Annotated in this window: 13 protein-coding genes; 10 read left to right on the forward strand and 3 right to left on the reverse strand. The window is 39.6% G+C overall.

The features are described 5' to 3' along the window. Window positions 1-10 precede the first annotated feature (10 nt). From FN756_RS05715 to FN756_RS05735, 5 genes are all read left to right on the forward strand, one after another. On the forward strand, window positions 11-1,732 hold the full coding sequence (locus FN756_RS05715; RefSeq protein ID WP_142602276.1) for a RagB/SusD family nutrient uptake outer membrane protein: 1,722 nt from the start codon (window positions 11-13) through the stop codon (window positions 1,730-1,732). Window positions 1,733-1,971: 239 nt separating this feature from the next. Next, on the forward strand, window positions 1,972-3,201 hold the full coding sequence (locus FN756_RS05720) for an SGNH/GDSL hydrolase family protein (protein ID WP_185955194.1): 1,230 nt from the start codon (window positions 1,972-1,974) through the stop codon (window positions 3,199-3,201). A 13-nt stretch (window positions 3,202-3,214) separates the two neighbouring features. After that, window positions 3,215-4,309 carry an alpha/beta hydrolase gene (locus FN756_RS05725; RefSeq protein ID WP_221929027.1) on the forward strand — a complete coding sequence of 365 codons (1,095 nt, stop codon included), beginning with the start codon at window positions 3,215-3,217 and terminating at the stop codon, window positions 4,307-4,309. Window positions 4,310-4,682: 373 nt separating this feature from the next. After that, window positions 4,683-6,080 carry a class II fumarate hydratase gene (gene fumC, locus FN756_RS05730; protein ID WP_142602279.1) on the forward strand — a complete coding sequence of 466 codons (1,398 nt, stop codon included), beginning with the start codon at window positions 4,683-4,685 and terminating at the stop codon, window positions 6,078-6,080. A gap of 83 nt (window positions 6,081-6,163) precedes the next feature. Continuing rightward, the gene (locus FN756_RS05735) at window positions 6,164-6,976 is read left to right on the forward strand and encodes a S1/P1 nuclease (RefSeq protein WP_142602280.1); all 813 of its coding nucleotides are present in this window, start codon (window positions 6,164-6,166) and stop codon (window positions 6,974-6,976) included. Window positions 6,977-7,054: 78 nt separating this feature from the next. Here the strand turns inward: FN756_RS05735 and FN756_RS05740 are convergent, their stop codons facing one another. Continuing rightward, on the reverse strand, window positions 7,055-8,035 hold the full coding sequence (locus tag FN756_RS05740) for an NAD(P)H-quinone oxidoreductase (protein WP_142602282.1): 981 nt from the start codon (window positions 8,033-8,035) through the stop codon (window positions 7,055-7,057). A 356-nt stretch (window positions 8,036-8,391) separates the two neighbouring features. Between FN756_RS05740 and FN756_RS05745 the strand changes: the two genes are divergently transcribed. The 4 genes from FN756_RS05745 to FN756_RS05760 all read left to right on the forward strand — a co-directional run bounded on the left by FN756_RS05745 (window position 8,392) and on the right by FN756_RS05760 (window position 12,210). After that, complete coding sequence (locus tag FN756_RS05745) at window positions 8,392-8,874, forward strand: low molecular weight protein-tyrosine-phosphatase (RefSeq protein WP_142602284.1); 483 nt, start codon at window positions 8,392-8,394, stop codon at window positions 8,872-8,874. A 52-nt stretch (window positions 8,875-8,926) separates the two neighbouring features. Then, window positions 8,927-10,288 (forward strand): histidine--tRNA ligase, encoded by a 1,362-nt coding sequence (gene hisS / locus FN756_RS05750; RefSeq protein ID WP_142602285.1) that lies wholly within the window; start codon window positions 8,927-8,929, stop codon window positions 10,286-10,288. Window positions 10,289-10,403: 115 nt separating this feature from the next. Next, window positions 10,404-11,906 carry a histidine ammonia-lyase gene (gene hutH / locus FN756_RS05755; protein ID WP_142602287.1) on the forward strand — a complete coding sequence of 501 codons (1,503 nt, stop codon included), beginning with the start codon at window positions 10,404-10,406 and terminating at the stop codon, window positions 11,904-11,906. 100 nt (window positions 11,907-12,006) lie between these two features. After that, the gene (locus FN756_RS05760) at window positions 12,007-12,210 is read left to right on the forward strand and encodes a hypothetical protein (RefSeq protein ID WP_142602289.1); all 204 of its coding nucleotides are present in this window, start codon (window positions 12,007-12,009) and stop codon (window positions 12,208-12,210) included. A 48-nt stretch (window positions 12,211-12,258) separates the two neighbouring features. Here the strand turns inward: FN756_RS05760 and FN756_RS05765 are convergent, their stop codons facing one another. Both FN756_RS05765 and FN756_RS05770 read right to left on the reverse strand, forming a co-directional pair. After that, on the reverse strand, window positions 12,259-13,554 hold the full coding sequence (locus FN756_RS05765) for an HAD-IB family phosphatase (RefSeq protein WP_142602291.1): 1,296 nt from the start codon (window positions 13,552-13,554) through the stop codon (window positions 12,259-12,261). A gap of 128 nt (window positions 13,555-13,682) precedes the next feature. After that, window positions 13,683-14,729: an NAD-dependent epimerase/dehydratase family protein gene (locus FN756_RS05770; RefSeq protein ID WP_246085434.1), complete on the reverse strand. Its 1,047-nt coding sequence runs from the start codon at window positions 14,727-14,729 to the stop codon at window positions 13,683-13,685. Window positions 14,730-14,843: 114 nt separating this feature from the next. Between FN756_RS05770 and FN756_RS05775 the strand changes: the two genes are divergently transcribed. Further along, the gene (locus FN756_RS05775) at window positions 14,844-16,022 is read left to right on the forward strand and encodes a formimidoylglutamase (protein ID WP_142602293.1); all 1,179 of its coding nucleotides are present in this window, start codon (window positions 14,844-14,846) and stop codon (window positions 16,020-16,022) included. The last annotated feature ends 64 nt before the right edge of the window (window positions 16,023-16,086 follow it).

Below are 16,086 nucleotides of genomic sequence, written 5' to 3' on the forward strand. Positions count from 1 at the left end.
ACCTATTTCAATGAAAAAGATATTTTTTTACCTTATAGCTTCAGCAGCGTTTGTAGTAAGCTCCTGCGATAAGCCTTTGGAGGAAGTGCCACAAGATTTTTATACTCCTGAAAATTCTTATACCAATAAGGCTCAGTTTGAATCGGCCTTAGCAAATGTTTATTTGACTGTCAGGTCTAATTTCTATGCAAACGCCGATGCAAAAGAGAATTATGATATGCTGGGGCCGGATCTGGACTTAGCGAATATTGAAAGCAATGGAGCTGCCCAAAAACAACCCTATTTTAACTGGGCTACCATGAACGCGGATAACGCATTCGCCAGCAAATGGTGGGGACGACTTTATGGCATTATTTCTCAAGCCAATATAATAATTGATAGAGCCGAAGCTCCAAAGGCCGTTTGGACATCGCCTGCTGATAAGAATGCCATTATAGGTGAAGCCAAATTCCTAAGAGCATTTGCTTACCATTTTCTGGCCAATATGTGGGGCGATGTACCTTTGGTATTGAACGAAACTAAAACACCAAAATTTGATTATGTAAGAGCTCCCCAAAAAGATGTTTACCTGCAATGTAAAGCCGACCTGGATTTTGCTACGCAAAACATGCCAACCATTGATCAGCTAAAGGGCGGTAGAGCGCCGCGTGAAGCAGCATATCATTTATTATCAGAAATCAATATTTGTTTAAAAGATTATGACGGCGCCATTGCTGCTGCTACAGCGATTATCAATGGAGGCAAATGTAACTTGATGAATGCCCGTTTTGGTGTTAACAAGAGCTTTACTTTCTCTGGTTACACCTACAAGGGTGCAGCTAAGCCATGGGGCGATGTGTATTGGGACTTGTTCCAGGAAGGAAATATGAATTGGAAAGAAGGAAATAAAGAGGCTATTTGGAACATCTCTCAGGATCCAACTATAAAAGGGGGGGACAATACAGATGTTCATGCCCAAGGTGGATTCTTTGTGATGGACAGATGGTGGGGCCCTATTCCTTGGCAAGCTAAAGATAAAGATGGTAAAGCCAACTGGCTGATGGATACCTTAAGCGGAAGACCGGTTGCCGGCTTGATCGTAACAGATTATGCATCAAATGCCATCTGGAATTATAAAGGTAGCTTTAACACGGATATTCGTAATTCGCAATACAACATCCAACGTAATTATTATTACACCAACCCAACAAGCGCATTTTATGGACAACAAATTACTCCAGCCAATGCTGATGTTTCAACGAATACTCTTTGGGAGCCACGTTTATCTCCGCATTTCATGAAATTTGTTAGAGCGGTTCCAGTGGGAATGGCTACTGATGCAACCAGTAAACGTAAAAATGATAATGGAAGAAACTGGAAAGACTGGTACATTATGCGTGTGGCTGAAACCTATTTGTTGCGTGCAGAAGCCTATATGCTGAAAAATGACTTAGCATCAGCTGCTGCTGATATTAATGTGATTCGTGGTAGAGCACAGGCTACGCTTGTTACACCTGGTGATGTAGATATGGATTTGATCCTGGCTGAACGAGCAAGAGAACTTTATGGTGAAGAATTCAGATTAAATACATTGATGAGAACTGGTAAGTTGGTGGAGTATTTGAACAAATACAACGGTTATCTGAAAGATAACGGCCAAACTGCTCCTGCTTTCGTAAATAAACTTCCTATTCCAAGAAGGGAAATTGAAGCAAATACCGGTGTTAAATGGGCAAATAATCCTGGTTATTAATCTTTTTCATTGCTAGTATTGACATTAAATAAAATGCCTGTTCTTTACAGAAACAGGCATTTTATCTTTACTTACCAGCCAATGATCCCTTCTGGACCGCTACACCTGTTGACTGGACTTCTAAAAAACATGGAACAGTCAATCTTTAAAGAGGATACAAGGGTTAATTATTAATAAGCACATATAAAATAAAAAAAATGATAAGGACCATTGTTCTTACGTTCCTATGTTTAATCCATATGAACCAATTTGTTGTAGCACAGATCGCAGAGGAGAATAAAGAATGTAAAGAGTTTTCTGTTCGAAATGGCTTACCAAACTTTTTTTCAAAAGCAATGCTTGGTGATTCTGTGAAAGTAGCTTATTTAGGAGGAAGCATCACGAAACAGGAAGGTTGGCGTGTCTATTCTAGAAATTGGTTCAAGGAGCGTTTTCCACAGGCCAAATTTTCGGAGGTGAACGCTGCCATTAACGGAACAGGTTCTGACTTTGGCGCATTTCGGCTCAAGGAACATGTATTAAAGTATAAACCAGATCTGGTATTTATTGAGTTCGCTGTAAATGATAGTAAAACCGATTCGACTAAAATCATCCGTTCTATAGAGAGCATTGTACGACAAATAAGGCAGGCTAACCCCTATACAGCTATTTGTTTTGTTTATACGATCAAAGCCGATTTCCTGAAAACTGAGCAAAAAGGACTGTTGCCTAATTCGGCATTACAGATGGAAAAGGTAGCCGATCATTATGGAATTCCAAGTATCAACTTTGGTTTTGAAATAGCAAGGATGGTAAACAATCAACGGCTCATTATGACCGCTGACGTAAAGGAACAGAATGGTGTAAAAGTATTCAGTCCTGATGGCGTTCATCCTTATCCTGAAACAGGGCATATTATTTATCAAAATGTTTTGCAAAGATCATTTGAGAAAATGATTCCCACCAAAGCAAATGCCTTAATCAAAAGCAAACTTCCAAAGCCAATGGTATCAGATTGTTATGTTCACACTCAAATGGTTGACATAAAGGATGTAACATTAAGCCCAAATTGGGAGTTGATGGATTTAAAGGAAAATTCTTCTTTTTCTGAGTTGGGCAATTTTCTTCCATTCGTTGGAAAGGCTGGAAAATCAGGAGAAACAATCGCTATTCGTTTCAAGGGACATGCTTTCGGCTTCTTTGATATTATGGGGCCTGATTTAGGACGTATAATAGTGGAAATTGACGGCGTGGTGAAAGATACTATTTATCGCTTTGATTCATATTGTACCTACCGAAGAATGGGTTATACTATTATTGATGGTCTTGAAGATAAAAAGCACACGGTAGTGTTCAGGTCTTTATGTGAACCTTTTGATAAAACCGCAATCTTGTCAAACAAAGAAAAAATAGCAAAGACACCTGAAGACTATAAGCCTAACAACTTATACATAGGAAAAATACTTGTAGAAGGAAAGCTTCTTAAATAAATATAATTAGTTTATGAAAGTGATTTCAAAAGTTAGAATTCTACTGGTGCTCATGTTCGGTTCAAATTATGGTCATGCACAGTTAGCGCAGCGGAATTTATTTAAACCCTTTACAACAGAATATATCCGTGAAGCATTGGTTTCACCTGGTGAGTGGCACCCATTCCCAACAACTGATAAAGAGTGGCGTAAAGTTTTACCTGATAGTATCATCAAGCAGTATATCGCCAATGGAGATATCAGCCTGAAGCAAAAGAACAGTGCACAAAGATTGAAAGAAACGCTTTTGTATGAAAACGAAGTGCCTAATTCAATTTCAGCCCCTAACAAAGAAATTGCATTCACGAATAATACTTTTCAGATTAAAAAAGTGAGTGTGCCATCCATTACTGTCTATAAAGCAGCACAACCAAATGGGAAAGCTATCATTATTTGTCCAGGTGGTGGATATGGGAATTTAATGTTTGAAAAGGAAGGGACAACAGTTGCGGAAGAATTAAACAGATGGGGGATTACTGCATTTGTATTAAAATATCGATTACCTGATGATAGCACCAATATTGATAAGAGTTTGGCTCCTTTGCAGGACGCACAGCAAGCTATAAGATGGGTACGTTCCAATGCGCAACAATGGGGTGTACGGAAAAATAGAATTGGTATAATGGGCTTTTCGGCAGGAGGGCATTTGGCATCCACGGCTGCCACACATTTTCAACGAAATGCAGATTCAACAAATAAGGACACCACTTCTGTTCGTCCCGATTTTGTCATATTAGTGTATCCGGTTATAAGTTTTGACAGCACCATAACACACATGGCATCAAGGAACCGTTTGGTAGGTACAAGGGCTACCGCTGAGAGGATTAATTACTTCTCAAATGAATTGCAGGTATCGGAAAAAACACCGCCACTGTTTTTGGTTCATGCTGGTGATGATACCGTTGTGCCAGTAGAAAACAGTATTCGTTTTTACCAAGCCTGTATTAAAAATAAAGTGCCGGCTGAAATGCATTTGTATCCAAGAGGTGGGCATGGTTTTGCTCTGAAAGACAAAACATCAGGCAACGACTGGTTGGAAAGATTGAAGAATTGGATAAACTATTTGTAATATAAAAAACTTTTTGATGGCGAGGTTTTAAGTTCGTAACTGAGAATTTTCCAAGAAGGAAAATCGAAGCAAATACCAGTGTTAAATGAGCCAACAATCCTGATCAGGCACCTGCAGCTGGAGAATCTATTCAAAAGTATGGAACTTCGGAGGTGCTTCCCCAAGGGGCGCACGTAACTATTGAAGAATAGGCGCAATCTATTGTAGTTCAATCTGAATTTTAATATTAAAAAATCACTTAACTAATTGAATAAATACTAAAGGCTAATTTAACGAGTGTTCCTGCACAGTTACCATTACATAATAAACTTATTCTTATAACTTTCTTTACCTTTGCATAATTTTTTTGAACTCATCGAATACTTCAATAATTATGGAATACAGAATAGAAAAAGACACCATGGGCGAAGTGCAGGTTCCTGCCGAAAAATTTTGGGGCGCCCAAACCCAGCGTTCAATCGAAAATTTCCAGATCGCACAAGACATCAACAAGATGCCTAAAGAGATCGTTAAAGCATTTGCTTATTTGAAAAAAGCAGCTGCCCTAACCAATTTCGATGCCGGTGTTTTACCAAAAGAAAAAGCTGAATTAATAGGCAACGTTTGCGATGAAATTTTAACAGGCAAACTTGACGACCAATTCCCGTTGGTAGTATGGCAAACGGGTTCGGGTACGCAAAGCAACATGAACATGAACGAGGTAATTGCTTACCGCGGGCATGTATTACAAGGCGGAGCATTGACCGATAAAGATAAATTCTTGAATCCGAATGATGATGTGAACAAATCACAATCATCTAACGACACCTTTCCAACAGCGATGCACATTGCTGCTTACAAAATGTTGTTGGAAACCACCATTCCGGGCATTGAAAAATTAAGAGATACTTTAGCCAAGAAATCAGAAGAGTTTAAGCACATCGTAAAAATTGGCCGCACTCACTTTATGGACGCTACTCCATTAACCTTAGGCCAGGAGTTTTCGGGTTATGTATCACAATTGAACCATGGCTTAAAAGCGATCAACAATACTCTGGCTCACCTTTCTGAGCTGGCGCTTGGTGGAACTGCCGTTGGAACCGGCATTAACACACCGGAAGGCTATTCTGAAAATGTAGCAAAACACATTGCAACACTTACCGGACTGCCGTTCATTACTGCTGAAAATAAATTTGAATCATTGGCTGCTCACGATGCAATTGTTGAAGCTCATGGCGCCTTGAAAACTGTTGCGGTTAGCCTGATGAAAATAGGTAACGACATTCGCATGCTGTCATCTGGTCCACGTTGCGGAATCGGAGAAATCCACATTCCTGATAACGAGCCAGGTTCATCCATCATGCCGGGTAAGGTAAACCCTACTCAGTGTGAAGCAATGACCATGGTTGCTGCTCAGGTTTTAGGCAATGATGTTGCCATCAATATCGGCGGCGCTAACGGTCATTTTGAGCTGAACGTGTTCAAACCCATGATGATTTACAACTTCTTACATTCAGCTCGTTTAATTGGTGATGTTTGTGTTTCATTTAACGATAAATGCGCAGTGGGCATTGAGCCAATTAAAGAAAATATTGATCAGCACTTGAACAACTCGTTGATGCTGGTAACTTCATTGAACACCAAAATTGGTTACTATAAATCAGCAGAGATTGCTCAAAAGGCACATAAGCAAGGTAAAACCCTTAAAGCAATGGCTGTTGAATTAGGATATGTTACTCCTGAAGAATTCGACGCTTGGGTTGATCCATTAACAATGGTTGGAAAAATTTAGTAAAAAGCTGAAAGCCTCAATTTTTTAAAGCCTTCCATAAAAATGGAAGGCTTTATTTATATTACCCCTCTCTTTGATTTTGTATGAAACATAAATCTGCCAAAAAAACTGTATTGCTTTCAGCTTTCTGCCTTTTCACCTTAATCCTTCAGCCTGTAATCACTTTCGCGTGGGGCCCAACCGGACATCGCATTGTTGCTGAAATTGCAAGCCGACATTTGACGAAGAAAGCCCAAAAAGCGGTGCAAAAAATACTAGGGAAAGAAAGTCTGGCGATGTGTAGCAATTGGGCCGATTTTATTAAATCAGATCCCAGCTATAAATACGCGAGTGTTTGGCACTATTTCGATTTGCCCGAAAACATTTCGACCTTTGAGCAGGCACGTAGCATTATGCGTAATGACGCTACGGCTAACGCCTACAGTGTGATTAACAAGATGATTGCAGATTTAAAGAATCCGAATCTTTCAAAAGATAAAAAAGTATTTGCTATGCGTTTTTTAGTTCACCTTATTGCCGATGTGCACCAGCCTATGCATTGCGGCCATGCGGATGATGAAGGCGGAAATAAAATAAAAGTAAAATGGTTTGGCAAATCGACCAACCTCCATAGTGTTTGGGATAGCGATTTGGTGGAATTTCAAAAGCTAAGTTATAACGAATATGCAAGCGCAATTGATCACCCTACCAGAGAACAATTACAAGCATGGAACAGCACCAATCCGGCTCAATGGATTTGGGAATCATATGACTTGAGCAACAAAATTTATAAATACGCTGAAAAGGATAAAAAGTATGGCTATCGTTACAATTATGATTTTGTAGATGCATTAAACTCGCGTTTGTTAATGGGAGGTATCCATTTGGCTAATGTGTTAAATGAGATTTATAAGTAGGAGATAGAAGTACTAATCTTAAAGTTGACACAGTTTACTTTTACAGCCCCAATTATTTTGGGAATAGATGAATAAACATTACACCTCCAGCATAATTTTCCCCATATGTTCGCTGCTTTCCATGAGTCTATGAGCTTCTGCAGCTTGGTCCAATGGAAAGGTTTTATAAATCACCGGTTTTAGTTTTCCTGACTCAAATAATGGCCAAACATGCTTAATAAGATTTTTGGCAATCTCAGCTTTAAAACTATTCGGCCTTGCTCTTAGCGTGCTCCCGGTAATGATTAAACGGCGTTGCATTACCTTTAAAAAATCTATTTCTGCTTTAAAGCCGTTCATGGCGTTGATAAACACTAAACGGCCATCTTCGGCTAATAAATCGATGTTTTTATTGATGTACTCGCCACCCACCATGTCAAGTATAACGTCGATGCCTTTGTTGTTTGTCAAGCTTTTTAATACAGCTACAAAATCTTCATCCTTATAGTTGATGCATTTCGCAGCACCTAGTTGTTCACAAAAATCACATTTCTCTTTGCTGCCCGCTGTTGCATAAACCGGATTACCGAATGCGTTGGCCAGTTGAATGGCAGTGGTGCCGATGCCACTGCTTCCGCCATGCACAAGCAAGGTTTCGCCGGATTTTAAACCACCCCGATCAAATACATTGCTCCAAACCGTAAAATAGGTTTCGGGTAAGGATGCTGCGTCTACATAAGTTAATCCTTTAGGAAGCGGCAGGCATAATTCAGCCGGAACAGCACAATATTCGGCATAGGCACCACCTGCTACCAGCGCGCAAACAGAGTCTCCTGTTTTTACATTATTCACTTCGCTCCCAATTGCCTCAATTACTCCTGCCAGCTCCAGGCCGGGAATGTTGGAGGGAGCTCCTGCAGGCGCCGGATAACGTCCGGCACGCTGAGCCGCATCGGGCCTGTTCACGCCGGCGGCTTTAACTTTTACCAACACCTCATTGGGTTTTATCCAGGGAATTTCATGTTCCTGAATTTTTAAAACCTCAGGAGCCCCTGACTGGGTTATAATAATGGCTTTCATTGTTTTAAGTAGTAAAAAGATACAAGAATCAGAACCTGAGCTCGACCATTAATTCATATTTGATACCTGTCACTTCTTCGGAGCTTTAATATCGGTAGAAGCAGCGCCATATATTTCAACCACCGAACTCAGGTTAAAAATAATTAATTGCGCCGGCTTATCTAAGCTAAACCCGATTGTAATGAAAAGCCCGCAACGAGCGGTGGAATAATGGTGACGCAACTCAAAGTCGAAATTGATTTTAAAATTTGATATCAAACTAAACTGAAACAACGTTAGGTTGTTATTATATGTTGAAAAAAACTGAGAGAGAATACATTTACGCTATTTTTGTAAAACTTAATTTTTCCTGAAGAATGAAGATATTGATGGTTTGCTTGGGCAATATTTGCCGTTCGCCAATGGCCGAAGGCATTATGAGAGACTTGGTAAAGAAAAGTAATTTGGACTGGCAAGTCGACTCTTGCGGTACCGGAAGCTGGCATATTGGAGAGCCTCCTCATAAAGTTGCTCAGCTAACTGCCAAAAAATTTGGAACTGATATTTCGGATTTACGCGCTCGTCAATTCCATCCAGGTGATTTTGATGCGTTTGATAAGATATTGGTGATGGATCAATCCAATTATGCCGATGTTATGGTTCAGGCGCGTTCAGAAAAGGACCGCGAAAAGGTGGATCTGATTCTGAATTTAACATTACCTGGCCGCAACTGTGAGGTAGCCGACCCTTGGTTTGACAACACGATGTTTGATGCCGTATACAAACAATTGGAGCAAGCCTGCCAGCAATTTGTCACTACTGAATTAGGAATTGTGAATGAAGATGCTGCTAAAGAATAAATTGTAAATTTGCCCCGCAATTTATTTAACATTCACCCTTTTTAATTCGCAAATGAAGCCAGGCATCCCTAAAGGAACCCGTGATTTTTCTCCTGTTGAAGTAGCAAGACGTACTTATATTTTTGATACCATTAAAACTGTTTTCCGCAAGTTCGGCTATCAGCCTATTGAAACCCCAACGATGGAAAACCTATCAACTCTTACCGGAAAGTATGGTGAAGAAGGTGATCAGTTGATCTTTAAAATATTAAACTCGGGCGATTACCTGGCAAAGGCTGATGAACAAAAACTTTCAGCACGGAACTCGAAACTCGTAACGTTTCAAATCTCTGAAAAAGCCTTGCGTTATGACCTCACCGTTCCGTTTGCACGTTACGTGGTGATGCATCAAAACGATATTGCCATGCCATTTAAGCGTTACCAGGTGCAGCCGGTTTGGCGCGCGGATCGTCCGCAGAAGGGCCGTTACCGTGAGTTTTATCAGTGCGATGTGGATGTAGTGGGTTCAGAGTCTTTATTGAATGAAGCTGAATTTATCTGCATTTATGATGAAGCGCTTTCGAATCTTGGCCTGAAAGATTTCACCATCAAAATCAATAACCGCAAAATTTTAAGCGGTATTGCTGATATTATCGGCAAGCCTGAACTGATTGTTGACATGACGGTAGCCATCGATAAACTGGATAAAATCGGTTATGATGGCGTAACCAAAGAACTTGCTGAGAAAGGATTTACTGCTACAGACATAGAAAAACTTCGTCCCTTTATTGAATTGAGCGGCACCAATACGGATAAGCTCGATGTGATGAAACAAGCACTTGCCGCTTCTGAAATTGGTAAAAAAGGTATTGAAGAAATTGAAACTATTTTTGAGTACTTGTCTTCTTTTGAGCTTAATAATGCCAAGGTAGAATTGGATATTACGCTTGCTCGTGGATTGAACTATTATACAGGAGCCATTTTCGAAGTAAAATCAAATGAAGTGCAAATGGGTTCAATCGGTGGCGGCGGTCGTTACGATGACCTTACCGGCATGTTTGGACTGAAAGGCGTTACAGGAGCGGGTATTTCTTTTGGAGCTGATCGTATTTATGACGTAATGCTCGAATTGAATTTATTTCCTGATAGCGCAACGGTATCCACTCAAGTGTTGATTACCAATTTTGACAAGCTTGCCGAAAAGTACGCATTGCCAGTGGTTGCTAAACTCCGTAAAGAAGGCATCAGTTCAGAATTGTATCCGGCTTCTGCAAAACTTCAAAAGCAAATGAAATACGCCGATGCGAAGAACATTCCGTTTGTAGTATTAATAGGCGATGAAGAGATGAAAAGCGGCAAACTAACACTCAAAAATATGCACTCCGGAGATCAGGAGCAATTGGACATTGATGAGATCATTGCGAAACTGAAATAGCTTTAGCAAATAGAATAGGCCCGGTTTAAATCGGGCTTTTTTGTTTTCATGATCGCGACTCATTTTCATGACAAAAAGGTTATTTTTGTCGCACCAATTTTATTATAACCACCTTATGAGCATTCATTTAATTAGCGCAAAACCGCTAACACTTGAAATTATCAACGAACTTATCGTTAACAATTATACGCTTGAACTTTCTGAGGAATCGATTGTCGCCGTAAACAAATGCTGTGAGTATTTGGATGGCAAACTCAAAAAAGGCGGCGATCCTGTTTATGGAATCAATACCGGATTTGGTTCATTGCAGAATGTGAAAATTGACGATGCCGATCTGGAAACCTTACAACATAATCTTTTAAAATCACATGCTTGTGGAACCGGCGAAGAAGTTCCTCAGGAAATCGTGAAACTGATGTTGTTCCTTAAAATTCAATCGTTGAGTTATGGGCATTCAGCCATTCGTTTATCAACCCTTAACCGGCTAATTGAATTCTATAACAACGATATTTTACCTGTCGTATATACGCAAGGCTCATTAGGCGCTTCAGGCGACTTAGCTCCTTTGGCGCATCTTTCATTGCCGCTTTTAGGCTTGGGAGAAGTGTATTTTGAAGGAAGAAAGCAAAGTGCAGCAGCTTTACTTGAGAAAAAAGCTTGGCAACCCTTGCACATGAAGGCTAAGGAAGGCCTGGCCTTAATTAACGGTACACAGTTCATGAGTGCTTACGGTGTTTATTGTTTATTAAACGCTAAAAAGCTCTCCATCGCAGCTGATGTTATTGCTGCAGCATCCATTGATGCCTTTGATTGCCGTATTGATCCTTTCAACGAATTAATCCACCTTATCCGTCCGCATAACGGACAAATTCAAACGGCTAAATTCATTTCCGAATTGCTTGAAGGCAGCGAGCTCATTAATCAGCCTGGAAAGCAAACTCAGGATCCTTATTCATTCCGTTGTGTGCCGCAAGTGCACGGCGCTTCAAAAGATGCGATGAATTACGTAGAATGGGTTTTCCTAACAGAAATCAACGCGGTAACTGATAATCCGAACGTATTTCCTGATCAGGATCTGATTCTTTCAGGGGGCAACTTCCACGGACAACCATTGGCCTTAGCACTTGATTTTTTGTGTATCGCCTTAGCTGAATTAGGCAGCATTTCAGAACGAAGAACCTATCAGTTAATTTCAGGTCAGCGTAAGTTGCCAGCGTTTTTAGTGGCAAAGCCCGGTTTGAATTCAGGTTTAATGATTCCGCAGTATACAGCTGCTTCAATTGCAAGCCAAAATAAACAATTGTGTACGCCAGCTTCTGTTGATTCTATTGTTTCATCAAACGGACAAGAAGACCATGTGAGCATGGGTGCCAACGGAGCTGTAAAAGCATTGAAAGTGGTACAAAATTTAACCTCCATATTAGGCATCGAATGGTTAAACGCTACGCAAGCCCTAGAATTACGTAAACCGTTGCGTTCATCTACGTTCATAGATAAACTATTAACCGATTACCGTAAACAGGTAGCCTTTATCACAGAAGACCGCGAAATGCACCCTGAAATCGAAAAATCAAAGAAATTTGTGTTGGAGATGATCGGAACCGCACGTAAAAATTAAACAAGAAAGGTTTATAAACGAAATTGAGAGCAATAGCTATAAATTAATAAAGAATACCGATGTCGCTATACAATAATCGACACAGTTTACACTTAAGCAGATGAACTTTTTCAAAATCAAAACAAGCTGGTCCAATGCTGAATTCATTGTGTTGAAACTTTGCATAGCCATGGCTTATATTTTTATTGGCAGTTATTTCCATAATTTTTTCAGTCAGTATTATACTCCTATTCTCATCGTTTTTTTGATCACGATGATTTGGTCGGTTTATTTATGGCTGAGTAAAATGAAAAAAGACCAATGATCTAAAAATCATCGGTCTTTTTTCATTTGTCTTAATTCTTTTATCTAATCAATACAGCAACCTGAACTTAATGGTATGCTCAATTTCCTTGAGCTTTTTGATTACCGCTTTGTCGTATTCAGTGTCGACATCAGTTATTGAGTAGCCTATTTTTTTATTGGTTTTAAGGTATTGACCCAATATATTGATGCCGTGCTCTGCCATTACGTTATTAATTTTGGCTAAAATACCTGGTACATTTTTATGAATATGGATCAACCGGTGAGCGTTTGCTTCCGTATTCAGCTTTAAACCCGGAAAGTTAACGCTGTTTTTGGTTGAACCACGGTTAATAAAATCCATCATACGGTTAGCAATGAACAGCACATTATCAACCTTGTGCTTAGGATCATCAAACACGACGATTCCCATGTCGGTACATAAATCCAGATCAAGATGATGAGAACTGTCGCCAAAGTAACCAATGGTTTTTAAACGTATTGCTCCTTTTAGTTTCGAAGCTGAAATTTTTTCTCCTACTCCTAAAACAAGCATACCCACATCTTTAATGTACTTATCTTCAAAAGAAGATTTATGACGAATAGAAAGCCCGTCTTTTTTCAACAGTTTTAATGTTGTATCGCTCACATCTCCTACGGCCAGACAAAGTATCCGGTTTTTCGGATATGAAATTGCCATAGGCAGATTGTTCAGGTATAAGAACTCATCAAAACTTGGCAAAATGTGATCAGCATTTTTTACAACGCTGGCACGTTCAATGTTCTCTGTAAAAGCAAAAAACTTCTTTATCAAGCCTGATTCTTTTAACTGGAAATCTGAATAACCATCGCCGATGCCGTATAAGTCGCCTTCCCAGTTTAGTTCACGAAGTAATTTTACTTTACCACCTTCACTTGAAAGCGGATTAGTTGTATCATAACCGATGATGCTTCCGTTTTCATCGTATTCAAACGTGTTCGCGTAAACGTTTTCAGGTTTGATTTTATAAGTCGAAACTACCGGAGTAATAAATTCTTTGAAACCGCCGGAAACGATGAAAACATCATCGGCATTTTTTTCGAAGAACTTTTTATTGCGGGAAAATGAATCGGATATTTTTTTGCGCAGCACTTTAACCAGTTCGGAAAGGTGCTTTTTATCGGCATTCAACAGTTTTACACGTTCGCGCAGGCTGTCGGTAAAACTCATTCTGCCATCCATTGCAGCTGCAGTATAATCTTCAATCTGCTTTAAAACTATATCGCGATCAGGATTATTCTTTAACGAAATTTTAACAAGCTCATCCAGAGCTTCTACCTGGGTAAAGGTACTGTCGAAGTCAATTATGTAGCGGTTGCGAAGCAATTTTCAAAGATTTAATGGATCTATTATTAAGTTGTCAAATATCGCTGTCTTTTTTTACAAATCTACAATTTTACGAGTAGTTATTAGTTAATGGAGAATAGTTTGATGAATAATTTTAGCTTATTCTTTCAGCTTCTGTTCTTCCTGGCACAAATCTCTTTAATGCTTTTATCAATTGAAATGGGATTGAATGGAATAACTGCACTCAATTTATTTGCATCGTAATATTGCAATACCGGGGCCGATGAAGCCGTATCGCGAGTTAGCGCAGGGTCTTTGCCATTTAAGAATGAGAACAATTTTGCAATTCGCCAACCCAATTCCAAGTGCCATTTCCTTATAGCGATTTTGGGTTTAGTTTTACCCAACTCATCTGCAATTAAATCGAATAACTGTTTATAAGGCAGATTCTCGCTATTCACTATAAATCGCTCGTTTGCAATAGTGCTTTCCATCAGCATGATCATGCTTTTACTCACATCACGAACATCCACAAAGCCACAACCTCCTAAAGGATAAACGTTCAATCCATCACGTACTTTCCCAAAAAGCCGCCCACTTCCTTCAGTCCAATTCTCTTTCCCAATAATAATGGTAGGATTAACGATCACAGCATTCAGTCCTTCGGCCATACCACGCCAAACCTCATTTTCTGATTCATATTTGCTTATGGCGTAAGCCGAATTTACTGGAGAGTATTCGAATTTATGATTTTCGGTGATCAATTCCCCAGGTTTGCCAATGCCGATAGCCGCAATTGAACTGGCATGTACTAGCTTTTCAACGGAAGCCGCCAAACATGCATTTACCAAATTAGCCGTACCTTCAATGTTTGTTCGGTACAACTCCCCTTTAAATTTTGAATTTAATGTTACTTTGGCAGCACAATGATATACTTGCCTGATGCCTTTTAATGCATCTTCCAATGAATAATAATCAAGCACGTCACCATTAACCCATTCAATGCCTGATAGGTTAGCTAAACATTGAGGAATTTTTGAAGAACTTCGCTTCAGCGCTCGAACCATTTTGCCCGAACTGACAAGATCGAACACCAATTGGGAACCTAAAAACCCGGTTGCTCCGGTAACAAGAATCATAATTAACCGTTTAGATGAAATCTTTTGCAAAATAGTAAATGTTGTCCATTTCAATGGTCGAAGACTGCAAGGCATTAAGGTTCTTTTCGTATTTTACAGTTAATCAGCCTGCTACCGATGTAGAGATAAATAGTTTTTCTTCTTTTCACATTTCCTTTGTTATTTTGGTGCTGTAAAACCAAACCTGTGATGAACCTTTCTGATTTTCTTTCTCCCGTAAACCTAACTAAAATTAAACCTGATAAAGGTTATTCTGAACATCAATTAGGGGCCATTATTACGACGTTTAAAGAGGAAGATAAATTCCCTGAAATGGAAGGAATTAACCTTGCAATTGTTGGTGTGGAAGATGATAGAAATGCCATCAATAATGAAGGTTGTGCACAAGCACCTGATGCTGTTCGTGAATATCTTTATAAATTATGTGAAGGTAGTTTTCAGAGTAAAATGGTCGATTTAGGAAATATCCGTGCCGGAGAAAGTGCTCGCGATACCTATATCGCTTTACGAATAGTTTGCTCAGAGTTGATGAAAGCCGACATTCTTCCTATTATTATTGGCGGCGGACAAGATCTTACATTTCCTCAATATCTGGCGTATGAAGATCTGGAACAGCGCGTCGACCTTGTTGTAATCGATGATCATTTCGATCTGAATGAAGAGGATGAAGATTCAGATCTTACCTCAACTTCTTATCTCAATAAAATAATCCTTCATCAACCGAACAACTTATTCAATTTTAGCAACATTGGCTATCAAACCTATTTTGCCAGTCAAAACAGCCTGAAGTTGATGGATAAAATGTATTTCGACACACATCGCTTGGGCGAGGTTACGCAACAGGTTCAGGAAATGGAGCCCGTTATTCGCAATGCCAATATGCTGAGTTTCGATTGTTCAGCCATTCGTCAATCGAATGCACCAGGCAATGCCAACGCCGGTCCGAACGGGCTTTATGGGGAGGAAGCCTGTCAGCTGTGCCGATATGCAGGCATGAGCGATAAGTTGCTTTCGATTGGGTTTTATGAAATGAACCCGCAATATGACCGTCATGGACAAACCGCTCATTTATTGGCTCAAATGATTTGGTGTTTTATTGATGGGTTTTATAATCGTAAGAAAGATTATCCATTTAATCCTACTGAAGAAATGACCAAGTACAGGGCATTTTTACGCGATAATGGTCACGAGGTGGTTTTTTATAAGAGCCCTAAGACAGATCGATGGTGGATGCAGGTGCCCTATCCTAATTTACGGTCTAAAAATGAACGTTATTACTTGGTCCCTTGTAGTTATAATGATTATCAGATGGCAAGTAATGGCGAAGTGCCGGATCGATGGTGGAGAACATATCAGAAACTGCTTTAGTGATAGAATTATAAAAAATGCGAAGCTTACAAAATTGAGCTTCGCATTTTTTATGAAAGCTTAA

Origin of the sequence: Solitalea koreensis, from assembly GCF_900182575.1 — a bacterium.
GTDB lineage: Bacteria > Bacteroidota > Bacteroidia > Sphingobacteriales > Sphingobacteriaceae > Solitalea > Solitalea koreensis.